The sequence below is a fragment of the Amycolatopsis sp. 3B14 genome (assembly GCF_050958625.1).
Taxonomy (GTDB): domain Bacteria; phylum Actinomycetota; class Actinomycetes; order Mycobacteriales; family Pseudonocardiaceae; genus Amycolatopsis_E; species Amycolatopsis_E thermoflava.
This window is the reverse complement of sequence record NZ_JBHZEN010000023.1, coordinates 160,527-185,066: the sequence shown is the minus strand read 5'-3', so window position 1 is coordinate 185,066 and position 24,540 is coordinate 160,527. Positions and strand designations below refer to the sequence as shown.

Below are 24,540 nucleotides of genomic sequence, written 5' to 3'. Positions count from 1 at the left end.
CATGAGTACCGTGGCGTCATCACAGTCGAACGTGGTCGATCCCAGGACCGCCCGCAAGGTCACCCTGGCCGGCTGCGTCGGCATCTTCGCCGAGCTCTACGACAACGGCATCTTCGGGTTCATGGCGGGCACGCTCGCCGCGGTGTTCTTCCCGGACTCGGCCAACGCCGTGATGCTGGTCTTCGTCGGCTACGCGATCTCGTTCTTCTTCCGCCCGCTCGGCGGGATCATCTGCGGCCACCTCGGCGACCGGATCGGCCGTCAGCGGATGCTCGTGTTCGTCATCATGCTGATCAGCGTCGCCACCGCCGCCATCGGCGTCCTGCCCACCTACGCCGCGATCGGGATCGCGGCGCCGATTTTGCTGATCCTGTTGCGGGTCCTGCAGGGCTTCTCGGTCGGCGGGGAAGCCGCGGGCGCCATGACGTTCCTGGCCGAGCACGCCCCACCGGGCAAACGCGGCCTCTACACCAGCTACGCCCAGATCGCGTCGTTCCTGTCGCTGCTGACCGGCACGCTGATCGCCGCCGCGATGACCAGCGGCCTCGGGGCCGAGCGGATGCAGTCCTTCGGCTGGCGGATCCCGTTCCTGCTCGCGATCCCGCTCGGCATCACCGGCCTCTACATCCGCCGCCGTATCTCCGACACCCCCAACTTCACGCGACTCCAGGAGGAAGGCGGCCTGGCACGCAACCCGCTGAAGGAGGCGTTTTCCTCGCCCCGGCATCGGCGCGCGATGCTGCTGGCCCTGTTCATCCCGCTCATGAACGGCTCCGGCTACTACGTCCTGTTCACCTACATGCCCACCTTCATGAGCAAGGAGCTGCACTTCGGCAAGGTCGAAGGCCTCCTGGTGACCGCGGTGAGCCTCGTGGCGATCTCCGTGGCGATCCCGTTCATGGGAGCCCTCTCGGACAAGGTCGGCCGCAAGAAGGTCATCGCCGGCGCCGCCATCGCGATGGCCCTCGCGGGTGTCCCCTGCTACCTGCTCATCGGCACCGGCAACGTCGCACTCGCGATCGTGGGTGCCAGCGTCATGGCGGTCATCTTCGCCGGGCACACCGGCGTCATCCACATCCTGCTGGTCGAACTCTTCCCCACCCGCGTGCGCTACTCCGCCTACGGGCTGGGCTACAACATCTCCTCCGCCGTCTTCGGCGGCACCGCGCCACTGCTGATGACGTTCCTCATCGGACAGACCGGCGACGTCCACATCCCCGCCTACTACGCCGTCCTCACCGCGCTGGGCACGCTCATCGCGGTGTCCCGGGTGCGCGACCGGGCCCACGAACCCCTGCACGACGCCTGACCCGACCCACCAAGGAGCACTGGACAATGCCGTTTTCCGACTACAAGACCGCCCTGGTCACCGGCGCCTCGACCGGCATCGGCGCCGAGGTCGTGGAACGACTGGCCAAACAGGGCCTGCGGGTCCACGCCGTCGCCCGCAACGCCGAACGGCTCGACGAGCTGGCACGGCGCACCGGGTGCGTCCCGCACGCCGTCGACGTCACCTCCACCGCGGCCCTGACCGAGCTCGTCGACGGTCTCGAGATCGACGTCCTGGTCAACAACGCCGGTGTCTCGCGCACCGGGAACATCCTCACCGCCGACGAGTTCGCCGTCGACGAGCAGGTCGCGGTGAACATCCAGGCCGTCCTGCACCTCGTGCGGCTGGTCATGCCCGGCATGGTCGAGCGGGACCTCGGGCACATCGTCAACATCAGCTCGATCGCCGGGGTCTACAACTTCGGCGGCAACACCATCTACCACGCCACGAAGTCCGCCGTGCACACGCTGTCCCGCCAGCTCCGCGTCGACGCCTTCGGCCGGCGCGTCCGCGTCACCGAGATCTGCCCTGGCCGGGTGGAGACCGAGATCTTCGGGCGCCTGCTCGGCGACATGGACCGCGCCCAGCGGGAGTACTACGACGGGTACGAGTCGCTGAAACCGGAGGACATCGCCGACGCGATCGAGTTCGCGATCGCCTCGCCGCGCCACGTCAACGTCGGCCACATCGAGATCCTGCCGACCTTCCAGGTGCCCGGCGGGCTGAACTTCGAGAGGCGGGCGGACTGACATGACTCCGGCCGCACGAGTAGCCCGGATCAAGCCCTCGCCCAGCTCGGCGGCGGCGCAACGCGTGCGTGAGCTGACCGCTCAGGGGCAGCGGATCCTCGACCTGACCGTCGGCGAACCGGACTTCGACACACCGGACCACGTCAAGGCCGCCGCGGTCGCCGCCGTCGAACGGGGGGAGACCAAGTACACGCCCGTCAACGGCACCCCCGAACTTCGGGCGGCGATCCGGGCCAAACTCGGCCACCGTCACGGCCTGCACTACCCGGACGAGGAGATCACCGTCGGCGGTGGCGCCAAGCAGGTCATCTTCCTCGCGCTGATGGCCACGGTCGACAGCGGCGACGAAGTCGTCATCCCCGCGCCGTACTGGGTGTCCTACCCTGACATGGTGCTGGCCAACGACGGGACCCCGGTCATCGTCGACTGCCCCGAGTCCGACGGGTTCAAGCTCACCCCCGCGCGGCTGGAGGCGGCGATCACGCCGCGGACGCGGTGGCTGGTGCTCAACTCCCCCGGCAACCCGACCGGCGCCGCCTACTCGGCGGAGGAATTGCGCGCGCTGGCCGGCGTGCTGCTGGCCCACCCGCAGGTGCACGTGCTCACCGACGAGATCTACGACGAAATCTGGTATGAGCCGGAGAGCGTGCCCACGCTCGCGGCCGTGGAACCGCGGCTGCGGGACCGGGTGTTCCTCACCAACGGCGTGTCGAAGACCTACGCGATGACCGGGTGGCGCATCGGCTACGGCGCCGGCCCGCGTGAGCTCGTCGGCGCGATCAACAAGCTGCAGTCCCAGATGTCGTCCTGCCCCTCCTCGATCAGCCAGGCGGCGGCGGTCGCGGCGCTGACCGGTCCGCAGGACTTCGTGGCCACGACGGTCGCCACCTACCGCGGCCGCCGGGACCGGGTCGCCAAGCTGCTGGCCGACGTTCCCGGGCTGTCGGTCACCGCACCCAGCGGCGGGTTCTACCTCTTCGTCAACTGCGGCGGGCTGCTCGGCAAGCGCACTCCCGCCGGGGACGTGCTGCGCACCGACGAGGAGTTCGCCCGCTACCTGCTGGAGTCCGAGCGGGTGGCCGTGATCCACGGCGCCGCCTACGGGACACCCGGTTACTTCCGGATCTCCTTCGCCACCTCCACCGCCGTCCTGGACGAGGCGTGCGAGGCCATCGCCCGCGCCTGCGCCCGCCTGTCGTGAAAGGATTTCCCTTGCGCGTCAACACGAAGTTCGACCGCCCGGACCCGGCGCTCGTCGAGCAGCTGGCCCGTTTCTCGTCCGCCACGATCCACGAAGCCCAGGGGCGCCTCGGCGCGCTGAGCTCGGCCCTCAAACCGGTCGACCCGGCCATGTCGTTGTGCGGCCCGGCGTTCACCGTGCGCTGCGCGCCGCGGGACAACCTGATGCTGCAGGTGGCGATCGCCCACGCCCAGCCCGGTGACGTCGTCGTGGTGTCGGCCGGCGAGTACGCCGAGGCCGGTTCGTTCGGGGACGTGCTGGCCAACGCCTGCCAGGCCAAGGGGCTCGCCGGGCTGGTGACCGACACCGGCGTGCGCGACACGGCCGAGCTGCGCAAGCTGGGGTTCCCGGTCTTCTCCTACAGCGTGTCCATCAAGGGCACGGTCAAGGAGACCGTCGGCCCCCTGGCCGAGCCGATCCAGATCGGCGGCGAACTGGTCCGCCCCGGCGACGTGATCCGCGGTGACGCCGACGGCCTGGTCGTGGTGCGCCGCGAGGATCTGGCGTACGCGATCGAGCAGGCCCGCAAGCGCGAAGAGGCGGAAGCCGCCTACATCGCCGCGTACCGCTCGGGCCGCAGCGTCATCGAGGTCAGCAACCTCACTGACGTCCTCGAAGCGAAGGGACTCGTCATCGAGGAGTGACCCCGGCACCAGCGCGGCGGACGCGTTCGCCGCGCTGTGCTGGTGCTTGTGGTGTTCCGACCATTCCGTGAGTTTGTCGTTGAACACGCCGATGTCGCCGAGGAGGACCCCGTCAAGCAGGCGGTGGTCCTCCTCGGCGTCGGTGCGATCGGAGCCCGGCAGAGCCACCACCAGTCTTCACAGACCTTGCCGTGAGCGGCTGACCCGGCACCTGGATCAGCTCGACAGCGGCAGTGACGCTCGCATCGGCTGCGGGTTCGTCACCCAAGAACGTGCCCGCTCCTGGACGGCTGACGCCCCTTGCTCGCCGCCCCTCGCCACTGCGTGATCACCCTCCCGCCGGGAGCCGGAACGGCGCCCGGCCGCCGCGAGGGGTTCGCCGTCACCGGCCGGCTCATCGATTTCGGAAGCGAATCATCGCCCAGAGGTTGCCGGGTCACGGGCGCCGCCGGACAAGTCGATTCGGCCACCGGATACACGAACGAAACACACGAGGCCTTGACGGCTCTTCGTGCGCTACCTAGCGTGTGTTTGCATCTTACGAAAGGCGTTCGTATATGTCAAACACATCGCGAACCTCCAGCACCGTGGCCACCGCTCTGCGCGTGCTGCGCCTGCTCGCCGACAACCCCGGCGGCATGGGCATCACCGAGGTCGCGCGAGCGCTGGACATCGCCAAGAGCAAGGCCCACCTCCTGCTGGCGACCCTGCTCGAACAGGACTTCGTCGAGCGCACCGCGGACAGCCGGTACCGGCTGGGCCTCACCGCGTTCGAGGTCGGCTCGGCCGTGCCGGACGCGGCCCGCTTCGGCGGGGACCTGATCACCCCGATGCGCGCACTCGCCGACCTGTGCGGTGAAGCCGTTTCACTGGCGGTCCTGCGCAACCGCGACGCGATCATGATCCAGCGCTTCGAAACGAAGCACGTGCTGCGCGCGGAGATCGGCGTCGGCACCCGGATGCCGTTGATCAGTTGCGCGTCCGGGAAGTTCCTCCTCGCCCACATGCCCGAGGAGCAGGTCGACAGCCTGTACCCGGACGAGGTGCTGCCGCACGTGACCGTGCACAGCATTCGCACCAAGTCGCAGCTCAAGGCCACCTTCCCGGAGATCCGCCGCCAGGGGTACGCCCTCAACGACGAGGAGTACGCCGAGGGGATCTCCGGCATCGCCACCGGTGTCGCGGACGGCAGCGGACAGTACGTCGCCGCGCTCAGCGTCGCCGGGCCGACCAGCCGGTTCCGCGCGGACCAGTGGATCGAACCGCTGGCGGAGGCCGCGCACAAGATGACCGAACTACTGTCCAGCCGGCGCTGACCGGCTGAGGAAGAGGTTCACCCCCACATGGAGATCGTCGCTGGAATCGATGTCGGCGGCACGTTCACCGACGTGCTGCTCCACCACCCCGGGACGGGGGAACTCCGCCTCGCCAAGGTGTTCTCCACCCCCGGGCGCCAGGCCGACGGGCTGCTCACCGGGCTGCGGCAGTTCGATGTTCCGCTCGGCGAACTCGACGCCGTCGTGCACGGAACGACCGTGGCGACCAACGCGGTCCTGGAGCGCAAGGGATCGCGCACCGCGCTGGTGACCACGCGCGGTTTCCGGGACGTGCTGGAGCTGCGCAGGCGCGACCGGCCCACGACCTACGGCCTGACCGGCGCCTACCGCCCGCTGGTGCCGCGGAGCCGGTCGTTCGAAGTGGACGAACGCGTCGACGCGGACGGCCGGGTCGTCGAGCCCCTCTCGGCCGGCTCGGTCCGGGCCGTGGCGGACGCGCTGCGGGCGGCCGAGGTGGAAAGTGTCGCGGTCTGCCTGCTCAACAGCTACGCCAACGCCGACCATGAGCGCACGCTCGCCCACGAACTGCGCCGGCTGTTGCCGGACGTCGAGGTCACGGCCTCCTACGAGGTGTGCCCGGAGCCCGGCGAGTTCGAACGGGCCACGACCACGGTGGTCAACGCGTTCGTCCGCGCGCCGATGTCGCGCTACCTCGGCGCCGTGCAGGAACGCCTGAAGCACGAGGGGTTCGCCCGGGACGTGCAGGTGATGCAGTCCAACGGCGGGCTGATCCCCGCCCGCCGCGCCGGCGAACTCGCGGTCCGCACGCTGCTGTCCGGTCCCGCCGCGGGCACCGTCGCCGCCGCGGCGTTCGGCGAGGCCGCCGGCCTGCCCGACGTCATCTCCTGCGACATGGGCGGCACCAGTTTCGACGTCGCCCTCATCCCGGGCGGGCGCCCCGCGGTGACCGCCGAGAGCGCGATCGACTACGGCATCCCGATCAAGGTCCCGATGATCGACATCACCACCATCGGCGCGGGCGGCGGGTCCATCGCCTCGGTCGACCGCGCCGGGATCCTGCAGGTCGGGCCGGAAAGCGCGGGCTCCGATCCGGGTCCGGCCTGCTACGGCCGCGGCGGCACCCGCCCGACCGTCACCGACGCCAACATCGTGCTCGGCCGCATCTCCGCCGAGCAGCGCCTGGGCACGCAGGACGGGTTCACGCTCGACCGAGACGCCGCCGTCGAAGCGGTCCGGGCGCACGTCGCCGAACCCCTCGGACTCGACGTCATCGCGGCCGCACTCGCGATCATCCGCTTCGCCAACGAGAAGATGGCCAACGCGATCCGCATGGTGAGCGTGGACAAGGGACACGACCCCCGCGAGTTCGCCCTGGTGGGCTTCGGCGGCGCCGGCCCCATGCACGTCGCCGAGCTGGCCAGGGCCGTCGGCGCCACCACCGTCCTGGTCCCCCCGCACCCCGGCGCGCTGTCCGCCTACGGCTGCCTGATCGCCGACGTGAAGTACGACTACGTCACGGCCGTGGGATCCGAAGTGGACGACTGCACCGCGGGCGGGATCGAACGCATCCTAGCCGACCAGGCCGAGCTGGGCCGCAAGACCCTAGAGGCCGACGGGTTCGGCGACCAGGACATCGCCGTGGAGCACGTCGCGGAAATGAGCTTCGCCAAGCAGCTCTACTCGATCCGCGTCCCGCTCGGCGGCGACCGCGAAGCCTGGACCCCGGCGAAGCTCACCGAGGAGTTCCACCGCGAGTACCTCGCGATCTACCAGGGCCGCAACCCCTCCGGCGCGATCCGGTTGATCAGCCTGCGCACCGTGGTGACCGGCAAGCGCAAGCCCGTCGAGCAGGTGGTGACCACACCGGGCGGACACCCGGCACCCCGGGAGCGGACCGTGGTGTTCGCCGACGGCAGCCACACGGTTCCCGTGCTACGGCGGGAACACCTCCGTCCGGGCGAGGTCCTGGCCGGGCCGGCGATCGTGGAACAGAGCGACACCACGATCGTGCTCCCCCCGACGACGACCACGACCGTGCACTCCAACGGCAGCCTCATCGTGAAGGTGGCATCATGACCGAGCTCGACCCGTTGTCCATCGCCGTCATCCGCGGCAGGCTCGAACAGATCGCGGACGAGATGGACACCGTCTTCGAACGCATGGCGTTCTCCCCGGTCATCTCCGACGCCTGGGACCGCGCCGACGGCATCTACTCCCCTGTCGACGGCAGCATGATCGTCCAGGGCAACCGGGGGCTGCCGATCTTCGTGGGCACCATGCAGTACACGGTCGCGAGCGTGATCGCCGGCGCGAGCGAGGTGCGGCAGGGAGACACGTTCATCGTCAACGACCCGTTCGCCGGTGGCACGCACATCATGGACACCAAGATGGTGCGGCCGTTCTTCTACCGCGGCGAACTGTTCGCCTACCTCGCCAACACCGGGCACTGGCCGGACCTCGGCGGCCGGGTGCCGGGCGGGTTCGGCGCCGCGGCCACCGACTGCTACCAGGAAGGGCTGCGCCTGCCGCCGGTGAAGCTGTTCAGCGGCGACGAGCTCAACGCCGACATCGTCGCGATCCTGCAGACCAACTCCCGGCTGCCCGACGACGTCCTCGGCGACATCGACGCCCAGGCCACCGCGTTGCGCGCCGGCGAAACGCGTCTCACCGAGCTCCTCGACGAGTACGGGCCCGACCAGGTGCGCGCGGTCATCGACGCGCTGCGAGAACGGTCGGCGCGGCAGATGCGCTCCTACATCGCGGAGATCCCGGACGGCACCTACTCCTTCGTCGAGGAGATGGACAACGACGGCATCACCGACGAGGTGCTGCGCATCGACGCGCGGATCACCGTCGCCGGCGAGGAGCTCACCATCGACTTCAGCCACTCCTCGCCACCCTGCCAGGGCCCCATGAACTCCGTGTACGCCGCGACCGTCTCCAGCAGCATCGTCGCGATCAAGCACCTGTTCCCCGACATCCCGATCAACTCCGGCATCTTCGAACCGATCACGTTCGTCATCCCGGACACCGTGTTCCTCAACGCCAAACCGCCGAGGCCGGTGGCCGGGTGCGCGGCGGAGACCAGCCAGCGCATCATCACCGCCGTCATGGGCGCGCTCGCCGAAGCCGCACCCGACCGGGTGCCTGCCGGGTCGTCCGCCACGGTCAACAACCTCTCCATCGGTGGTGTGCGCGAGGACGGCACCCCGTTCGTGCTGTACGTGTTCCTCGGCGGTGGCTACGGCGGTCACCCGGCCGGGGACGGGCTGTCCAATGGCTGCTCGCTGATGAGCATCGGGCGCGTCCAGTCGATCGAGACCCTCGAACAGCGCTACCCGCTGCGGTTCCGCAAGTACGGCCTGCGGGACGGATCGGCCGGGCACGGCAGGCACCGCGGCGGGTTCGGCGTGCACTTCGAGTTCGAGTTCACCGCCGCCGAAGGGCAGGCGAGCCTGCTCGGCGACCAGGCCAAGACCGCCCCGGTCGGGCGCGCCGGCGGCACGCCGGGACAACCGTCGTCGCCGTGGTTCCGCATCGGCGGCGAGCAGGTCACCCTCCCGATGATCAGCAAGGGCGAGAACGTCTCGCTGCGCGCCGGCGACATCGTGTGCCTGCGCACCCCCGGCGGCGGCGGATACGGGCCGGCCGCCGAACGCGACCCCGAAGCCGTCGCCACCGACCTCGAACACGGCTACCTCGACGACGAGACGGCACGAAGGATCTACGAGCACACCGCCTAGCCCGCCCCTACTCCCCCAGCTGGAGAAAGCCATGTCCGGAACCACCGCGGACACTCCCATCCGCAAAGCGATCCTCGGCAGCCTCGTCGGAACATCACTGGAGTGGTACGACTTCTTCCTCTACGGCTCCGCCGCGGCACTCGTCTTCAACGAGGTCTTCTTCCCCACGTTCGACCCGCTCACCGGAACCCTGCTGTCCTTTCTCACCTTCGCCATCGGGTTCGTCGCGCGCCCCATCGGCGGGATCGTCGCGGGCCACTACGGCGACCGGTTCGGCCGCAAGAAGGTCCTGCTGTTCACCGTGTCCCTCATGGGCGCCTCCACGGTCCTCATCGGACTGATCCCGAGCTACGCGACGATCGGCGTCACCGCACCGATCCTGCTGATCGTCGTGCGGCTGGCACAGGGGTTCGCCCTCGGCGGTGAGTGGGCAGGCGGCGCGCTGATGATCGCCGAACGCGCCCCGTCCGCGCGCCGCGGCTTCCTCACCAGCTTCGTGCAGGTCGGTGTCCCGATCGGCACACTCGTCAGCACCGCCGTGCTGTACCTGATGTCGGGCATCCTTTCCCGCGACGCCTTCCTGCAGTGGGGCTGGCGGGTGCCGTTCCTGCTGTCCGTCGTGGTCGTCCTCATCGGCGTCTACATCCGCCGCCAGGTCGGCGAATCACCCGCGTTCGAGAAGGCCGCGCCCGAGCGCGCCCCGATCCTGACGTTGCTCAAGACGCAGCCGCTGGACGTGCTGCGGGTGGTCGGCATCCGCGCCGGCGCGGACATCCTCTACTACCTGCTGGTGACCTTCCTGCTCACCTACGTCACGACGAGGCTCGGCCTGCCCCGCGGCGTGGGGCTGCTGGCCGCCCTGGTCGGCGCGGGGATGCAGCTGTTCACCTACCCCGCGTTCGCGGCGCTGAGCGACCGGTACGGCCGCCGCAAGGTCACCGTCTTCGGCGCGGTCGGGGCGTTCGCCTGGATGTTCGCGTTCTTCCCGCTGGTCGATTCGAAGAACACCGGCCTGATCTTGCTCGCCGTGGTCGGCGGCCTGTTCTTCCACTCCGCGATGTACGGGGTGCAGGCGTCCTGGATCTGCGAACTGTTCGACACCCGGCACCGCTACAGCGGCGCCTCGCTGGGATACCAGCTCTCCGGGATCGTCGGCGGCAGCCTCGCCCCGACCATCGCCGTGGCGCTGCTGCGGGCTTCGGACTCGACCACTCTCGTGGTGGTGTACGTGTGCGCCGCGCTCGCTCTCGTGGCCGGGACCGCGCTGCTGACCCGGGAAACCCGCGGCGGCGAACTGACCGGCGCCGGTTCCGCGACGAAGGTGAGGAGCGCCTCGTGAGCGTCGTGGAGCGCGCCCGCCGCGTACTGCCGGGCGGCAACACCCGGACGACCCTGTTCGTCCCGCCGCACCCGCCCTACGCGGTGCGCGGCGAGGGCGCGATCGTCACCGACCACACTGGACACCGGGTCATCGACTGCAACAACAACTACACCTCGCTCATCCACGGGCACGCCCGTCCCGAAGTGCTCGAAGCGGCGTTTGAAGCCGCCCGCGGCGGAACCGCGTTCGGCCTCCCCACTGCCTCGGAGGTGGCGCTCGCCGAGCACCTGCGCGACCGCACCGGGATCGAGCAGTGGCGCTTCTGCAACTCGGGCACCGAGGCGGTGCTCATGCTCCTGCGCGCGGCCCGGGCCCACACCGGGCGGGAGCTGATCGTGCGGTTCGAGGGCAGCTACCACGGCACCGGCGACGCCGTCGTCTCGCCCGGCGCGCCCGGGGTGGTGCCCGGCTCGGTGCTGGTGTTGCCGCAGAACGACCTGCCGGCGTTGCGCGCGGCGATGCGGAACCACGGCGACCGGGTCGCGGCAGTGCTGATCGACCTCATGCCCAACCGCGCCGGCCTCACCCCGGCCGACCCCGCCTACGTGGCCGAGCTCGACGCGCTCACGCGGCAGCACGGCGCGCTGCTCGCGGTCGACGAGGTCATCACGTTCCGCCTGCACGAAGGCGGACTGCACCAGCGGTACGGCATCCGGCCCGACCTGGTGTCCGTGGGCAAGGTCATCGGCGGCGGGTTCCCGGTCGGGGCGGTCGGGGGCCGCGCCGAGGTCCTGTCGCCGTTCGACCCGCAGACACCGGACGGCGTGTCCTGGGGCGGGACGTTCAGCGCCAACCCCGTCACAATGTCGGCCGGGCTCACGGCACTGGGCCTGTTCGGCCCCGCCGAGATCGCCGAGCTGAACCGCCGAGGCGACGAGTTGCGCAGCCGGCTCCACGAGGCCGGAGTGGCGGTGCGCGGCTCCGGCTCCCTGCTCCGGCTGATGGCCACGGACACCACGAAACTGTGGTGGAGCCTCTACGAGCGCGGCGTGCTCACCGGCACGAACGGGCTACTCGCTCTGTCCACGGCGATGACGCCGGCACACCTGGACCACGTCGCCGACGCCGTCATCGCCACCCTCCGATCCGACCCCGCTGAACACCGGTAACGGTCCCGCCGGGGGCGCGATGCTCTGGCGTTGCGGCCCCCGGCGTGTTGCCGTTCTCCTTGGCCAGTCCAAGGTGGAACACCAGCTACTCCAAGTGGTCGACCTCAGGCGACCGCGAGGGCCGGGCGAGCCGCTGCTCGCCCGGCCCCACATCGCACGGCTCCAAGCCTGGCAGGCTCACCGCGGGGCAGGCACCGGCGCGGTGGTGACCTCGCGGGTCTCGCGCAGGACGAGCAGACCAGTGACCACCATCAGCGCCGCGGTGAAGCCGTGGACGCCGAACGCCGTGGGCGCGGAGCCGTGGTGGGCCAGCACGGTGGCCATGTCGCCGAACGCGGCGAGTGCCTCCACCACCAGCACCCAGCCCAGCGCCCGGCGGTGTCCCGTCACCAGCAGGACCGCGAGGACCAGTGCCAGGACGACGTCGCGGATCCCCTTGACGACGAGGAAACCGCCGCCGTCGCCGGACGGCCAGCTCGGCAGGCCGAAGCCGGGCGCGGTCGTTGCCGGGCTCAGGATGAACTCCGTCCCGAACCAGAGGATGAAGAGGACGAAAGCGGCGGTCAGGACGGTGTTGATCTTCTTCAGAGTCATGGGTTCTCTCCTCGGGCGCAGGAGTCAGGCCGCGCGGACGCGGCGGATGTGGCGGGCGTAGCGGGGCCGGCCGAACAGGTGCCAGATGCCGCGCACCGGGGCCGGGAGGACGGACAGCAGCGTGGCGCGCTCGGCCGGGTTCGCGTCCTCCAGCACGAGACCGAAGAGCGTGAGCAGGGTGAGCTTCGGCGTGTTGGCCACCAGGTGGTCGCCCAGCGAAGTCCATTCCGCCAGGGTGAGGTGGTGCGCGGCGAGGGGCAGGAGCGTGGCCTCCTCGTCGTCGAGGTGTTCGAGCAGGACCGCCCGGTGATCGGCGAGGACCGCCACGAGTGCGTCCCGCTCGGCAGCTCCGGCGGTGGCCTCCCACGCCGGAACCGCGGCGTCCAGCTTGGTCAGGGTCGCCGCGATGCGGTCGTGCTGGGCCTCCATCCGCAGCACGATGTCCGCATCCAGATCGACGCGGGCCAGCAGCGGCGGCCACAGCAGTTCGTCCTCGCCCTCGTGGTGGTTCTTCAGCCCCAGCCGGTAGTCGCGGAAGTGGTCGGCGACAACCCCGGCGCGGGCGGTGTCCCCGGGGGCGACCGCCGCGACGAGTTTCACCAGCAGCCGCGACTCGCGGCGGAAGGCCCGGTGGACGATCTCCATGTCCCGGGTGTCGATGGTCATGGTGTTCCTGCCTTTCTCGGTTCGACGTGCCCAGACTGCTTCCGGAGGCTTGGAAGGCACTTGGAGCCGGCTTGGAACCCGGACCGCTTACGATGTGCCGTGTCATGGTCTTGATCCGGGTGCTGGGCTCGTTCGCGGCCGAGGTCGGCGGCGAGCCCGTGCCCCTCGGCGGCCCGCGGCAGCGCGGCGTGCTGGCCTTGCTGGTCGCCGCGCGCGGGCAGGTCGTGCCCGTCGACCGGATGGCCGAGGACCTGTGGCGCGGCGAACCGCCGTCGCGCGCGCTGGCGTCGTTGCAGGCGTACGTGTCCAACCTCCGCCGCCTGCTGGAACCCGGCCGCCCGCCACGGACCCCGGCCCGCCTGCTGGTGAGCGCGGCGCCCGGCTACGCGCTGCGGCTGCCCGCGGCAGCGGTGGACGCGTGGCGCTTCGAGGAGCTGCTCGACCAGGCCCGCACACTCGCCGATCCCCGCGACGCACGTGCCCGGCTGGACGAAGCGCTGGCCCTGTGGCGGGGGCCCGCGTTCGCCGAGGTCGCCGACGAGCCGTGGGCCACCGCCGAAGTCGCCCGGCTGCACGAGCTGCGCCTGGTCGCCCGCGAACTGCACGTCGCGGCGGGACTGCGGCTCGGCGACCCCGCGGCCGTGGTTCCCGCGGCGGAAGGTCTCACCCGCGACGAACCCCTGCGCGAGGAAGGCTGGCGCCTGCACGCCCTCGCGCTGTGGAACAGCGGCCGTCAAGCCGACGCCCTGGCCGCGCTCCGCCGCGCCCGCGCCACCCTCGCCGACGAACTCGGCCTCGACCCCGGCCCGGACCTGGTCGCCCTGGAAGAAGCGATCCTCACCCAGCGCACGGATGTCCTCCGCGCCGCCGTCCCGGCCCCGGTGAGCGCGCCGGCGCCCCCTCGGCAACCTCCGCCCACGTTCGTGGGACGGGAACGCGAGCTCGCGACGCTCGTCGCGGCCGCCGGGGAAGCCGCCACCGACGGGGCACGAATCGCGCTCGTCACCGGGGAAGCGGGACTCGGCAAGTCGACACTGCTGGACCACCTCAGCACCCGGCTCGAACAGGACGGGTGGCTCGTGACCACCGGGCGCTGTTCCGAAGTGGACAGTGCACCACCCGCGTGGGCGTGGGTCGAGGCGCTGCGCACGGTGGCCGCGAACGTGGCTCCGGGTGAGTTCGCCGATGACCTGGCGCCACTGCTCGCCGACGTCCCACCGGTCGACGGCGACGCGGCGGCCGGGCGGTTCCGCCTGCGGCAGGCCGTGTGGAACTGGCTCGCGGCGGTCGGCGCGGGCCGGCCGGTCGCCGTCGTGCTGGACGATCTCCACTGGGCGGACGCCACCACGCTGGAACTGCTCGCTGGCGTCGTCGGTGTGCGTGCCCCGATCCTGGTCGTCGCGGCCTACCGCGCCGACGAGGGCGAACGCCTCACCGACACGCTCGCTTCCCTCGCCCGCACCGAGCCCCTCCGGATGGACCTGCCCGGGCTGGACGGTGACGCCGTCGCCGAACTCGTCCGCGCCGAATGCCGAGCCGACGACGCGACCGTGGCCGGGATCGCCGAGCGGACCGGCGGAAACCCGTTCTACGTCAGGGAAAGCGCGCGGCTGCTGAGCGGCGAGGGTGCGCTGGTCGCGCTCTCCGAAGTCCCCGAAGGCGTCCGGGACGTGCTGCGGCGCCGCCTGGCCCGGCTTCCGGACAGCGGGGTGTCCATCCTGCGGCTGGCGGCGGTGGCCGGCCGGGAATGCTCGGTGGACGTGCTCGTGCGGGCCGCCGACGCCGACGAGGACGGCGTGCTGGACGCGCTGGACGCGGGCGTCATCGCCGGGTTGCTCGACGAGCCGGCGCCCGGGCGCGTCCGGTTCGTGCACGCGCTGGTCAGGGACACGCTGGTCGCGGACGTCAGCCGGTTGCGCGCCACCAGGATGCACGCCCGGATCGCCGCCGCGCTGGAGGACACCGGTGACGTCGCGGCGCTCGCCCACCACTACGCGCGGGCGGGATCACCGAAGGCCGTCGGCTACTGCGTGCGTGCCGCCGAGCTGGCCGAGGCGCGCTACGCCCACGACGTGGCCGCCGCGCTGCTCGCCGACGCCGTCGCCCAGTGCGGCGATCCGGATGAGCGCGTGGACCTGTTCGGCAGGCTGCTGCGCGCGCAGATCAGGGCCGGCGCCGTCGCCGCGGCCAGGGACACCCGCGCCCGGGCCGTGGAGTACGCCGAATCGATCGGCCGCGACGACCTGATGATCGCCGCGTTCACCGCCTGGACCGAGCCCACCTCCTGGCAGGCCCGCACCTACGGCACCGTCGACCGCCCGATCGTCGACCGCCTCCGCCGCCTGCTCACCCGAACTGATCTCGCCCCCGACGTGCGGCCCCGCCTCCTGGTCGCCTACGCCGACGAACTGGTCGGCGAAGACGACCCGACGGTCATGGCGGCGGCCCGGGAAGCACTCGACCTCGCCACCGGCCCGCGTCTGCGGGCCGCCGCGCTCCTCGTCCTCGCCCGCGACCCCGGGCGGACGGAGTACTCGCGCGAACTGGTGGAGATCGGCATCGAGCACGACCTGCCCGTCTACCGCGTGGCCGGGCTGTTGAACCAAGCCGTGCACGCCGCGACGGTCAACGACCCGGCAACCCTGCGCCGCGCGATCGGCGAAGCGCTCGACCTCGCCCGCGCCTACCGGATGCCGGAAGCGATCGGCGCCGCCGAAATCGCGCTGGCGACCCTGGTCCTCATCGAGGGCCGCTACGCCGAGGCCGAACGGCGCTACACCGAAGCCACCGAGCGCATGCACCACACCGGCTCCGTCCACGCCGGCTTCCGGCACCTGGTACGAGCGACGATCTGGCTCAACGACGGCACCCTCGGCGACCACCTGGACGACGTCCGCGCCCTGCACGAGGCCCTCGGCCCCATGGTGACCGACCTGCTGGCGCTGGCCCTCCACGCCACCGGCCACGACTCCGAAGCACACCGGACCCGCGCGGCGGCACCTCCGATCCGCCCCGACTTCTTCTTCACGTTCCTGACCAGCCTGCGCGCGCCGGCGGCCATCGCCCTCGACGACACCGGCACCGCCGCCCAGACCTACACGGCCCTGCTCCCCCACCACGACAACCCTCCAGCCGGCGCGGAAAGCCTGTCGCTGGCGCTGCCTCCGGTCGCCCACACCCTCGGCGAACTCGCCCTCCTCCTCCACCGTCCCGGCGACGCGGCCGCCCACTTCACGCGAGCCGCCACCATCGCGGAGAAGTGGAACGCCCCTCATTGGGCCGCCGACGCCCGGGCACGCGCCGCGGTCGCCCGCACTGTTTCGCTGTCGCCGCAGCAGGAACGCTGAGCCCCCGGCGGGCGTCAGTGGCCGTCGGCGAGGAACTCGGTCAGCGCGTCGGCGACGGCGTCGGGCTGTTCGTCGGGGATGAAGTGCCCGGCGTCCGGCACGACGATGCCGGTGGTGTCGTCCGCGCAGGGGCTGAGGGAGGCGGCCATGTCCGGGATGGACCCCTGGCTGCTGGAGATCCCGAGGACGGGCACGGTCAGGCGCCGCTGCTGGAGCGCCTCGCGGTTCCTGCGCGCCGATTCCGCGGCGTCCCGGTAGTAGGCGAGGGAGGCGCGCAGGCCTCCGTCGGCGGCGACGGCCGCCGCGTAGTGGTCGAGTTCCGCGTCGTCGAAGGTGCTGGGAGACAAGGCTTTCACTGTCAGGAACCAGCCGACGTATTCCCGTTCACGGCCGGCGAGCAGCGCCTCAGGTAGCTCGGGCACGGTGTGGAACGCGAAATGCCAGGTCTTCCACGCCCGGTCCGGATCGGTGGGAATCGTCTCCGGGAGCGTGACACCGGGAATTCCGGCGTCGAGCAGCGCGACCCGGCGCAGGTGGTTTTCGAAGCCGAGGGCGAGGGAGAACGCGACCCAGGCACCGATGTCGTGGGCGGCCAGCGAATAGCTCGACACGCCCAGGGCGGTCACGGCGGCGTGGACGTGGGAGGCGGCCGTGTGCGTGTCGTAGCCGCGCTCCGGGCGCTCGGAGTGGCCCTGGCCGGGCAGGTCGATCGCGATGACGTGGAACCGTTCGGCGAGGCGGGGCATCACTTTTCGCCAGGCCCACCAGGTTTGCGGGAATCCGGCGAGCAGGACGACGGCCGGGCCGCCCGTTCGTCCGCCTTCGACGGCGTGCAGGCGCACGCCATCCGCGTCGACCCAGCGGTGGGTGAATCCGGTCAGATGTTGCAGGGGCAGGTCGTGGACGGGGTTGTTCATGAGCACGCCGGCGACGCTAACACATCTTGAACTGATCAGTCCAAGATGTGTTAGCCTGGTCGCGTGGCAGGCAAGAAGCAGTTCGATATGGACACCGCACTCGATGCGGCGATGATCCAGTTCTGGCACGCGGGCTACGCCGACACCTCACTGGACGACCTGTCCAGAGCGACCGGCCTGAACCGCAGCTCCATCTACTCCTCCCTCGGCGACAAGGACACGCTCTTCCTGCGCTGCCTGGACCGCTACGCCGCGCGCTACGGCGACAAGTACGACGCCGCCCTGTCGCGGGCGGACTCCGACCCGGTCGCCGCCGTTCGCGCGTTCTTCGACGTCACCCTCGAACGCATCGCTGATCCCGGACTGCCCGACGGATGCTTGATCGCCCAGTCCGCCATGGCGATCCCGGCCCTGAGCCCGCGCGTCGCCGCGCACGCCAAGCAGGCACTCGGTCGCCAGCGTCTGCGCCTGCGCGCCGCCTTGAAGACCAGCGGGCTGACCGACCGGGACGCGGAGGCCTTCGCCGTGCACGCCGCGGCCGTGAACCAGTCCCTCGCCGTCATGAGCAGAGCCGGAACCAGTCCCGCGCAGTTGCGGGCGATCGTGGGGGTCACCGTCGACGCGCTGTCGCAGGCGTTGCGCGAGTCAGCGTGATCCGACCCGGCTGCTCACGGTGATCGCGGCCGCGGCCACGATCGCCATGGCGCAGACTGCCGCGGTAGCGGTCCAGCCGAACCAGTCGACCGCGGCCGCACCAGCCGCGGTGCCGAGGCTGCCGCCCACGAAGTAGACGACCATGTAGGCGCTGTTGAACCGGGCGGGCGCCGCCGGGTCGAGCGCGAGCACCGTGCTCTGGTTGGCGACCTGCGCGGCGAACAGCCCGGCGTCGAACAGGCCAAGGCAGACCAGCGTGAGGGGCGTGTTCGGCAGGCAGAGGCCGAGTGTCAGCGCCGCCGCGGCGGCAAGCGCGAGTCCGATGAGGATCACCCGGCGCGCGCCGATGCGGTCGGTCCACACCCCGGCGATCCGGGTAGCGACGATGCCCAGCAGCCCGGCCGCCCCATACAGGCCGATCCGTTCCGGCGAATACGAGAACGGCGGCTGGGACAGCGCGACCGCGATCCCCGCCCACACCGCGCAGAACGCGAAGAACCAGAGGGCACCGCGCCCGGCGGCCAGCCGCAGCACCGGGAACCTCAGGTACAGCCCCGGAAGCCCGCGCAGCGTGGCCAGGTACCCGGTTCCGGCGCTGCTAGGTGTGGCGGGCAGCGCCAGATGGGCGGCGACCGCGATGACCGCGCACGCGAGCGCGAACACCAGCAGCATGGGACGCCAGCCGATCAGGCCGGTCAGCCAGCCGCCACCGATCCGGCCGGCGAGGATGCCCGCGGAGATCCCGGCGGTCACCACGCCGAGCACCGTCGCCCGCCGCCGCGGCTCGGCGAACCGTCCCGCCACCGAACTCAGCTGCGCCCCCACCGCGGAGCCGGCGCCGATCACGGCGAGCACGAGCCCGAGCAGCGCCGCCGAACCCACGGCGGCGGCCAGCGCCAAGGCGACGGCGAGCGCGGCGAACTGCGCGGCCACCACCGTCCTCGGCGGAAACCGGTCCACCAGCGGGACCAGCACCGCGAGCCCGGCGAGATACCCGGCCGGACCGCAGGCGAGCACCGTGCCGACGACGGCGGCTGGCACGTCCAGCGACCCCGCGACCTCCGCGATCGAGGGTTGCAGCGGATACAGGGTCGCGGTGCCCAGCGCGGCAGCGAGCGTCAGAAATGCCACCACCGGCGCACGAAGCACCGGCCGGGCAGTCGAAAGATCAGTGTCCACGGCGACGACGGTAGGAGTGCCGCGGCGGCGACGCTGGCGGGAAAACGACGATACCGTGCTGCGGGACGGCGCCTGGGCGCTGAGGTCGAGCGCCGCCGCGCGCGGATCAACGCCACCACCGGCACAAGTGTCGACGCGGCAATGACCGCGCCGACAACGGTCGGCCGATCGCGACACGAAGTCCTCGTCCAAGACCACCCCGGTTGAGTAACCGCCCTGGCTGATGGTGCAAGCCCGGTGGGTGGGAGGTGCTCTCAGAACCCCTCAGTTGTGCGCCCTGGTCCCGCGCGATGCTCGGTGAACTCGGTTCAGCACGATCACCACAGCACCTGAACCCCAGCCACGGTCTGGAAGGCCTCGTCGGCGGTCACCAGCGGCAGCGATTCCGTCATGCACTGCGCGGCGATCATCCGGTCGAACGGGTCGCGGTGCTTCCACTCCATCGAGCCCGCGAGAAGGCTGTGCTCGTCCGTCACAGGGACGCTGTCCACGGCCAGTCGGGCGAGGTGCTGCCGGTACGCGCGCACCAGCACCTCGGCTTGCGGCAGCTTGCCCAGCCGTTGCTTGGTCGCGATCTCCCATGCCGAGGCCGCGGAGACGAACAGCTCCGTGCGGCGATCGGCGACCGCGGCGCGGACCTGATCGGAGAGCCGGTCAGGATCGGTCAACGCCCACAGCAGCACGTGCGTGTCGAGCATCAACCGTCGCGGCGTCACGCCTCCCATGCCGCGATTTCGTCCTCGGGAAGCGGCTCGTCGAACGAGTCCGGAACGCGGTAGGGGACGAACCCCAACTCCCTTTCCGGCGGCTCCTGGAACGGCACCAGCCGGGCCACCGGCACGTCCCCTCGTGCGATGACGACCTCCTCGCCCCGCTCGACGTCCGCCAGGATCGCGGACAGCCGCGTCTTGGCCTCCTGCACCTTCACCGTCCGCTCCACCAGGTCAACGGTACTTGACCAACCCAGGTTGGTCAACCTTGGTCACTGGTCGGGCCATGGTCGAGATGGTGGAGCGCCCACGCCCGCGCAGCAGCGGTGAGTGCCGGTCGGTGCGGCAGCGGGTGGTCCCGTTCGAGCAGTTGCCAGATACCCCAGATCGCGACGGCGAACGCGGTCCGTGCCGCGGCCGGGGTGCCCTGCCAGCACAGCGCGGCCTCGGCCCATCGTTCCGCCGCCTCCAGCTCGTGGCCCGCGGCCAGTCCACCACCCGCGCACCGACATCGCCGACAAGGATGTTGGGCGAGTGCAGGTCGGTGTACACCAGCTGGTCACTGGCGACCAGCTCGATCGCGCGCGCCTCCCCCCGCCACCAGCTCGTCGAGATGGTCCCGGGCCCACGGGTCCAGACCGGGCGGAAGGTCCTTCGCCAGCCTGCGCCACTCCCCGACCTCGACCCGCCAGAGCAGCCGCGGCGCGATCACGGCGGGCAGCCTCGTGGCGGTGCATCGCACCCCTGCGACTTCCAGCGTCGGCGATGCCCTTGCAGAAAACCCGGCCGCCATCGCGCAGATGCAGCGTCGCCGAGAAATCGGAGTTGCGGCCGGCCGACGGGATTTCGGCACGCACGACCGGCCCCGTTCGCCGTTCGATCGCCGCGTGCGCCGCGACGGGCACCTCACCCCACGGGCGACTGGCCATCGGATCCCCCTCTGGCACTGCGCCGGCGGCGGGGTCACATTCCGCGACCCTCGTGAGGCCGGCCCCGTTGCCGGCCCGACGAGCGGCTCGGTTCACCGCTTGACCACGTAGACGTGCGACGCGGTCTGCGGGCGTAGTTCGGTGGTCTCCCCGCCGGTGCCGACGAACACGCCGTGGGGTGACGACCTCACGCTCACGACCGCGCCCGGCCGCACACCGGCGCGCCGCAGACTGTTCAGGAGCTGGGTGTCCGCTTGGATCCGTTCCCCGATGCGGTGGACGAGCGCGCTGGCACCGCTCGGTCCCGGCTCCAGCGCGCTGAGGCTGAGCGCGGTCTCGTCGACATTGCTGCTCCTCCCGCCGAGTTCCTCCAGCCCCGGGATGGGGTTTCCGTAGGGCGAGGCCGTCGGATGACGCAGCAGTTCCAGGAAGCGGCGTTCGACGGCCTCGCTCATCACGTGCTCCCAGCGCGACGCTTCGGCATGGACGTGCTCCCACTCCAGCCCGATCACCTCGACCAGCAAACACTCCGCGAGCCGGTGCCTGCGCAGCACACGGGTGGCGATCCGCCTGCCCTCCTCCGTCAGCTCGAGGCGCCGGCCGGCGGCAAGGCGGAGCAGGCCGTCGCGCTCCAGGCGAGCGACGGTCTGGCTGACGGCGGGGCCACTCCGGTGCAGACGCTCGGCGAGGCGGGCACGCCTGGGGACCACGCCTTCCTCCTCGAGCTCCAGGATGATGCGCAGGTACATCTCCGTGGTGCCGATCCGGCCGGACATGCTGCCCGTCAAGCGGGGATTTCGGCGGTGGCGATCAGGACCGCGCGGCCGAGGGTGTGCCCGGACATGGTGAATCCGAGGACGGCCGGGGTGGCGTCGGCCGCGACGCCCACGGACTCGACATCGAGGGCGTGCACCACGACAAAGTAGCGGTGCGGCCCGTGCCCGGCGGGCGGCGCGGCGCCGATGAAGCGGGCCAGGCCGGCGTCGTTGCGCAGCTGGAAGGCACCCGCGGGCAGACCCGAACCGGAGTCGTCGCCGGCGCCCTCGGGCAGCTCGCTGACCGCGGCGGGAATGTCGGCGACCGCCCAGTGCCAGAAGCCCGAACCGGTGGGCGCGTCGGGGTCGTAGACGGTGACGGCGTAGCTCTTGGTGCCCTCCGGGGCCCCACTCCAGGTCAACTGCGGGGACACGTCCTTCCCGTCCGGCACTCCGAAGAGGCCGGAGTACTGCTCGCGCGACCAGGCGGCACCGTCGGCGACGGTGGCGCTGGTGAGCGTGAAGGAGGCCGCCTCCGGGAGGCGGGCGAACGGGTCGTTGGCGCTCATCGCGTCATTCCTCTCAGACCGTGCTGGCGGCGTACTTCGCCGCGCGAGATCGACGATAGCACGAATAATCGATTATCAACCAGATCGTCTATGCTTCCGGCATGGCACCCACATCCCGGGCACCGGGGAAACAGATGCTCTCCGAGCAGGTCTACGCCCACCTTCGGGACGCGATCATGCGCGGCGAGCACGGCCCCGGGGCCGCCCTCAAACCACAGGAACTCGCCCAGCAGCAGGGCGTGAGCCTGGCGGTCGTGCGGGAGGCGCTCGTGCAGCTGGTCGGCGACGGGCTCGCCGAGCGCCTGCCCAACCGCGGCTTCGCCGTCGTCGCGTTCTCGGACCGCCGCTGGCAGCAGATCGCGGAGGCCCGCCAGATCGTCGAGCCGTCCGTGCTGCGCATGTCCATCGAACGCGGGGACGTCGACTGGGAGGCCCGCGTGCGAGCCGCCCACCACCGCCTGGCCCGCACCCCGGTGTGGGCGCCGGAGGAGGGCGAGTACTACAGCAGCGAGTGGTCGGAGGCTCACCGGGTCTTCCACCGCACGCTGCTGGAAGGTTGCGGCAACGCCGTCCTGCTGGAGACGTTCGACCGGATGTGGACGGCGAGCGAACTGGCCCGGCGCTGGGCGACGCAGCGCAACCCCGACCGGGACGGCTCCGACGAACACCGCCGGCTCGAGGAGGCGGCGCTGGCCCGCGACGCCGACACCGCGGCCGAGCTACTGGCCCGGCACGTCGCCATGACCGCGGCCGCACTCAACGACGGATAGGAGCCCGCGCGGGGAACCTGATGAACCTTGCCTCGGGCGGCAGAGCCGCGACAACCGCAAAGGACACCCCGGCGGGCCTCCCCTCCGCGGGGGAACGCGACATGTTCGCTCTAGACCGTCCTGTCCTTCCGGATGACCGTTCCGCACACCGGAAGGAAGATCAGTGGTCGTTCAACAGTTGAAGCGCGCGGGGATGCTGACCCTGGCCGCGTCCGCGATGGTGGGTGGGTTGGTGTTCACCGGCGCGGGCACGGCGTCGGCCGCGCCGTTCGTCTGCACCGGCCAGGTTTTCCTGGCGCAGGCGGTGAACAACAACACGCAGGGGCAGCTCTACGGCGGCACTTTCGGCGAGGGCAACATCACCTTCAGCCCGATCGGTGCTCCGGCGATCGACAACTACAACGCGATCGGTTACAACACGGTCGACAACTACCTCTACGGCATCCGGGGCACCAACGGCGGGCTGTGGCGGATCAACTCCGACGGCACCGCGACCGGGTTCGGCCCGCCGGCCGGGCTGCCCGCACCTGGCACGGTCGTCAACGGGGTGACGATCACCGGCTACAACGTCGGTACGTTCGACGACCAGGGCAACTTCTACGTGGCGCTGGGGACCGCGCCGTACATCTGGGTCGTCGACCCCGTGACGAACAGCGTGGTCAAGCGCATCGACCTCAACGGCAGCACCTCCTACGCCGACTTCGTGTTCGCCGACGGCTACCTGTGGGGTGTCGCGACCAACGGCACCGTGACGCGGGTCAACCCGAACACCCGCGCGGTCGAGAACTTCAACGCCGGTCTGCCCGCCGGGACCTTCGGCGGCGTGTTCGCCTACGGCAACGGCGACCTCGGCATGTACGAGAACAACGGCACGCTCTACCGGCTGCAGGTGACCAACCCCGCCTCGGCGAACCCGGCCTTCCAGATCATCTCCACACAGACGGGCCCGGCGTCCGGCGGCAACGACGCGGCCTCGTGCGTCGCGCAGCCGACGGACCTGGGGATCGTCAAGGACGGTCCGGCGCAGGTGAACAACGGTGAGACCGTCACCTACACGCTCACGGTGCTGAACAACGGCCCGGGCACGTCGAGCGGTTACACCGTGACGGATTCGATTCCGGCGGGCCTGACGAACGTGACGACGAGTTCGCCCGGCTGCGCGGTGGCCAACATGGTGTTGACCTGCACCGGCGGCTCGCTCGGTGTGGGTGACAGCACGACGATCACGGTGTCCGGCACTGCCGACGGCAGTGTGCAGACCCTGTTCAACACCGCGAAGGTGCGGGGCAACGAGGAGGATCCGAACCCGGACAACGACAACTCGAACACGGTGACGACCGTGGTGGTGCCGATGTTCGCGGCGCCGCTGGCGGCGGGAGCGCTGGCGCTCGCCGGTGGCCGTTTCGCGCTGCGCCGCCGCCGGAACAGCAGCCGCTGACCTCGGTCCTGGGGCTGCCGCCTCCTGCCTTCCAGGGGCGGCAGCCCCTTTTCCAACCGGGTGTCATGCACCCACGTCACGCCAGGGCACAGCACCTGGCAGCCGCCGGGTCCGAACGAATTCACGAACGGCTTCGGTGATCCGCTCGAGAGGAAGCCCGCTCCCAGCGGGAAACCCCGTCTCCGACGGCGCGGAGGGCGATTCCGGATCCCCATCGGTGACGAGATATCCAGCCGCGCCTGAGTACAGCAGATACCCCCAGCCCTCGTGCACGTGCACGTCCAGAACCGCGTCATCGGTCTGAATGCTGCCCGTGTCCGCCCACGGCTGCGCCAGCAGTTCGACCAGGCGTGTCACGTCCTCATCACTGGTGACGTCGACGGTCTCACCACCCGGCACACCATCGCGAAACGTGGGCACAGCCGCCATGAGCGTCATTCGGATCCCTCGTCCTTCCCGGTGTAGGTAGCTACCGTGCCGTCCGCCTGCACCACGCGCAACCGCGCTCCCGGAGGGAG

General features: G+C 71.0%; 23 protein-coding genes. 13 read left to right on the top strand and 10 right to left on the bottom strand.

Going from position 1 to position 24,540, the window contains the following annotated elements; genetic code table 11:
* Window position 1 precedes the first annotated feature (1 nt).
* The 9 genes from ACCP09_RS13790 (at window position 2) to ACCP09_RS13750 (ending at window position 11,494) form a co-directional block, all read left to right on the top strand.
* Window positions 2–1,309, top strand: coding sequence for an MFS transporter (locus tag ACCP09_RS13790; protein WP_433746497.1), 1,308 nt, complete (start codon window positions 2–4; stop codon window positions 1,307–1,309).
* A 26-nt stretch (window positions 1,310–1,335) separates the two neighbouring features.
* Complete coding sequence (locus ACCP09_RS13785) at window positions 1,336–2,079, top strand: SDR family oxidoreductase (RefSeq protein WP_027929126.1); 744 nt, start codon at window positions 1,336–1,338, stop codon at window positions 2,077–2,079.
* A gap of 1 nt (window position 2,080) precedes the next feature.
* Window positions 2,081–3,280 carry an aspartate transaminase gene (locus ACCP09_RS13780; protein ID WP_433746493.1) on the top strand — a complete coding sequence of 400 codons (1,200 nt, stop codon included), beginning with the start codon at window positions 2,081–2,083 and terminating at the stop codon, window positions 3,278–3,280.
* A gap of 11 nt (window positions 3,281–3,291) precedes the next feature.
* Window positions 3,292–3,963: a 4-carboxy-4-hydroxy-2-oxoadipate aldolase/oxaloacetate decarboxylase gene (locus ACCP09_RS13775; RefSeq protein WP_433746490.1), complete on the top strand. Its 672-nt coding sequence runs from the start codon at window positions 3,292–3,294 to the stop codon at window positions 3,961–3,963.
* Window positions 3,964–4,550: 587 nt separating this feature from the next.
* Window positions 4,551–5,279, top strand: a complete 729-nt coding sequence (locus ACCP09_RS13770) for an IclR family transcriptional regulator (RefSeq protein ID WP_354708524.1) — start codon at window positions 4,551–4,553, stop codon at window positions 5,277–5,279.
* Window positions 5,280–5,306: 27 nt separating this feature from the next.
* Window positions 5,307–7,337, top strand: a complete 2,031-nt coding sequence (locus ACCP09_RS13765) for a hydantoinase/oxoprolinase family protein (RefSeq protein ID WP_433746487.1) — start codon at window positions 5,307–5,309, stop codon at window positions 7,335–7,337.
* Window positions 7,334–9,004 carry a hydantoinase B/oxoprolinase family protein gene (locus tag ACCP09_RS13760; RefSeq protein ID WP_433746484.1) on the top strand — a complete coding sequence of 557 codons (1,671 nt, stop codon included), beginning with the start codon at window positions 7,334–7,336 and terminating at the stop codon, window positions 9,002–9,004. The genes ACCP09_RS13765 and ACCP09_RS13760 overlap by 4 nt, the downstream gene beginning before the upstream one ends.
* A 31-nt stretch (window positions 9,005–9,035) precedes the next feature.
* A complete protein-coding gene (locus ACCP09_RS13755) occupies window positions 9,036–10,343 on the top strand; it encodes an MFS transporter (protein WP_237336727.1) in 1,308 nt (435 codons plus the stop codon).
* Complete coding sequence (locus ACCP09_RS13750) at window positions 10,340–11,494, top strand: aspartate aminotransferase family protein (protein WP_433746481.1); 1,155 nt, start codon at window positions 10,340–10,342, stop codon at window positions 11,492–11,494. The genes ACCP09_RS13755 and ACCP09_RS13750 overlap by 4 nt, the downstream gene beginning before the upstream one ends.
* A gap of 177 nt (window positions 11,495–11,671) precedes the next feature.
* On the opposite strand, the gene ACCP09_RS13745 is transcribed toward ACCP09_RS13750, so the two are convergent.
* Both ACCP09_RS13745 and ACCP09_RS13740 read right to left on the bottom strand, forming a co-directional pair.
* Entirely contained in the window at window positions 11,672–12,088 is a 417-nt protein-coding gene (locus ACCP09_RS13745; protein ID WP_433746478.1) for a DUF4267 domain-containing protein, read from the bottom strand.
* Window positions 12,089–12,112: 24 nt separating this feature from the next.
* The gene (locus ACCP09_RS13740) at window positions 12,113–12,754 is read right to left on the bottom strand and encodes a hemerythrin domain-containing protein (protein ID WP_433746475.1); all 642 of its coding nucleotides are present in this window, start codon (window positions 12,752–12,754) and stop codon (window positions 12,113–12,115) included.
* Window positions 12,755–12,858: 104 nt separating this feature from the next.
* Here ACCP09_RS13740 and ACCP09_RS13735 point away from each other — a divergent pair, with 104 nt between their 5' ends.
* Complete coding sequence (locus ACCP09_RS13735) at window positions 12,859–16,101, top strand: BTAD domain-containing putative transcriptional regulator (protein ID WP_433746472.1); 3,243 nt, start codon at window positions 12,859–12,861, stop codon at window positions 16,099–16,101.
* Between the two features lie 14 nt (window positions 16,102–16,115).
* On the opposite strand, the gene ACCP09_RS13730 is transcribed toward ACCP09_RS13735, so the two are convergent.
* On the bottom strand, window positions 16,116–17,147 hold the full coding sequence (locus ACCP09_RS13730; protein WP_433746469.1) for an alpha/beta fold hydrolase: 1,032 nt from the start codon (window positions 17,145–17,147) through the stop codon (window positions 16,116–16,118).
* Between ACCP09_RS13730 and ACCP09_RS13725 the strand changes: the two genes are divergently transcribed.
* Complete coding sequence (locus ACCP09_RS13725) at window positions 17,106–17,672, top strand: TetR/AcrR family transcriptional regulator (protein WP_433746466.1); 567 nt, start codon at window positions 17,106–17,108, stop codon at window positions 17,670–17,672. The genes ACCP09_RS13730 and ACCP09_RS13725 overlap by 42 nt on opposite strands.
* On the opposite strand, the gene ACCP09_RS13720 is transcribed toward ACCP09_RS13725, so the two are convergent.
* The 6 genes from ACCP09_RS13720 to ACCP09_RS13695 all read right to left on the bottom strand — a co-directional run bounded on the left by ACCP09_RS13720 (window position 17,664) and on the right by ACCP09_RS13695 (window position 21,814).
* Window positions 17,664–18,851, bottom strand: coding sequence for an MFS transporter (locus ACCP09_RS13720; RefSeq protein WP_433746463.1), 1,188 nt, complete (start codon window positions 18,849–18,851; stop codon window positions 17,664–17,666). The two genes, ACCP09_RS13725 and ACCP09_RS13720, sit on opposite strands and share 9 nt — an antisense overlap.
* A gap of 317 nt (window positions 18,852–19,168) precedes the next feature.
* Window positions 19,169–19,576 carry a type II toxin-antitoxin system VapC family toxin gene (locus ACCP09_RS13715; protein ID WP_027929111.1) on the bottom strand — a complete coding sequence of 136 codons (408 nt, stop codon included), beginning with the start codon at window positions 19,574–19,576 and terminating at the stop codon, window positions 19,169–19,171.
* Window positions 19,564–19,791 carry a type II toxin-antitoxin system Phd/YefM family antitoxin gene (locus tag ACCP09_RS13710; protein ID WP_123686337.1) on the bottom strand — a complete coding sequence of 76 codons (228 nt, stop codon included), beginning with the start codon at window positions 19,789–19,791 and terminating at the stop codon, window positions 19,564–19,566. The genes ACCP09_RS13715 and ACCP09_RS13710 overlap by 13 nt, the downstream gene beginning before the upstream one ends.
* 329 nt (window positions 19,792–20,120) lie before the next feature.
* Window positions 20,121–20,303 (bottom strand): hypothetical protein, encoded by a 183-nt coding sequence (locus tag ACCP09_RS13705; RefSeq protein ID WP_433746459.1) that lies wholly within the window; start codon window positions 20,301–20,303, stop codon window positions 20,121–20,123.
* Between the two features lie 279 nt (window positions 20,304–20,582).
* Window positions 20,583–21,266, bottom strand: coding sequence for a metal-dependent transcriptional regulator (locus tag ACCP09_RS13700; protein ID WP_433747053.1), 684 nt, complete (start codon window positions 21,264–21,266; stop codon window positions 20,583–20,585).
* Between the two features lie 8 nt (window positions 21,267–21,274).
* Window positions 21,275–21,814 (bottom strand): YbhB/YbcL family Raf kinase inhibitor-like protein, encoded by a 540-nt coding sequence (locus ACCP09_RS13695; RefSeq protein ID WP_433746456.1) that lies wholly within the window; start codon window positions 21,812–21,814, stop codon window positions 21,275–21,277.
* 134 nt (window positions 21,815–21,948) lie between these two features.
* Between ACCP09_RS13695 and ACCP09_RS13690 the strand changes: the two genes are divergently transcribed.
* Both ACCP09_RS13690 and ACCP09_RS13685 read left to right on the top strand, forming a co-directional pair.
* The gene (locus ACCP09_RS13690; protein WP_378332606.1) at window positions 21,949–22,584 is read left to right on the top strand and encodes a GntR family transcriptional regulator; all 636 of its coding nucleotides are present in this window, start codon (window positions 21,949–21,951) and stop codon (window positions 22,582–22,584) included.
* Between the two features lie 163 nt (window positions 22,585–22,747).
* Complete coding sequence (locus ACCP09_RS13685; protein ID WP_433746453.1) at window positions 22,748–24,022, top strand: DUF6923 family protein; 1,275 nt, start codon at window positions 22,748–22,750, stop codon at window positions 24,020–24,022.
* Between the two features lie 63 nt (window positions 24,023–24,085).
* On the opposite strand, the gene ACCP09_RS13680 is transcribed toward ACCP09_RS13685, so the two are convergent.
* Window positions 24,086–24,460, bottom strand: coding sequence for an Imm1 family immunity protein (locus ACCP09_RS13680; protein ID WP_237336740.1), 375 nt, complete (start codon window positions 24,458–24,460; stop codon window positions 24,086–24,088).
* Between the last annotated feature and the right edge of the window lie 80 nt (window positions 24,461–24,540).

Coding starts and splice junctions, on each gene's coding strand:
- ACCP09_RS13680 (WP_237336740.1), bottom strand. CDS start 24,460: ATGACGCTCATGGCGGCTGTGCCCACGTTTCGCGATGGTGTGCCGGGT.
- ACCP09_RS13700 (WP_433747053.1), bottom strand. CDS start 21,266: ATGTCCGGCCGGATCGGCACCACGGAGATGTACCTGCGCATCATCCTG.
- ACCP09_RS13760 (WP_433746484.1), top strand. CDS start 7,334: ATGACCGAGCTCGACCCGTTGTCCATCGCCGTCATCCGCGGCAGGCTC.
- ACCP09_RS13690 (WP_378332606.1), top strand. CDS start 21,949: ATGCTCTCCGAGCAGGTCTACGCCCACCTTCGGGACGCGATCATGCGC.
- ACCP09_RS13755 (WP_237336727.1), top strand. CDS start 9,036: ATGTCCGGAACCACCGCGGACACTCCCATCCGCAAAGCGATCCTCGGC.
- ACCP09_RS13765 (WP_433746487.1), top strand. CDS start 5,307: ATGGAGATCGTCGCTGGAATCGATGTCGGCGGCACGTTCACCGACGTG.
- ACCP09_RS13715 (WP_027929111.1), bottom strand. CDS start 19,576: ATGGGAGGCGTGACGCCGCGACGGTTGATGCTCGACACGCACGTGCTG.
- ACCP09_RS13735 (WP_433746472.1), top strand. CDS start 12,859: ATGGTCTTGATCCGGGTGCTGGGCTCGTTCGCGGCCGAGGTCGGCGGC.
- ACCP09_RS13740 (WP_433746475.1), bottom strand. CDS start 12,754: ATGACCATCGACACCCGGGACATGGAGATCGTCCACCGGGCCTTCCGC.
- ACCP09_RS13790 (WP_433746497.1), top strand. CDS start 2: ATGAGTACCGTGGCGTCATCACAGTCGAACGTGGTCGATCCCAGGACC.
- ACCP09_RS13695 (WP_433746456.1), bottom strand. CDS start 21,814: ATGAGCGCCAACGACCCGTTCGCCCGCCTCCCGGAGGCGGCCTCCTTC.
- ACCP09_RS13780 (WP_433746493.1), top strand. CDS start 2,081: ATGACTCCGGCCGCACGAGTAGCCCGGATCAAGCCCTCGCCCAGCTCG.
- ACCP09_RS13785 (WP_027929126.1), top strand. CDS start 1,336: ATGCCGTTTTCCGACTACAAGACCGCCCTGGTCACCGGCGCCTCGACC.
- ACCP09_RS13745 (WP_433746478.1), bottom strand. CDS start 12,088: ATGACTCTGAAGAAGATCAACACCGTCCTGACCGCCGCTTTCGTCCTC.
- ACCP09_RS13725 (WP_433746466.1), top strand. CDS start 17,106: ATGGACACCGCACTCGATGCGGCGATGATCCAGTTCTGGCACGCGGGC.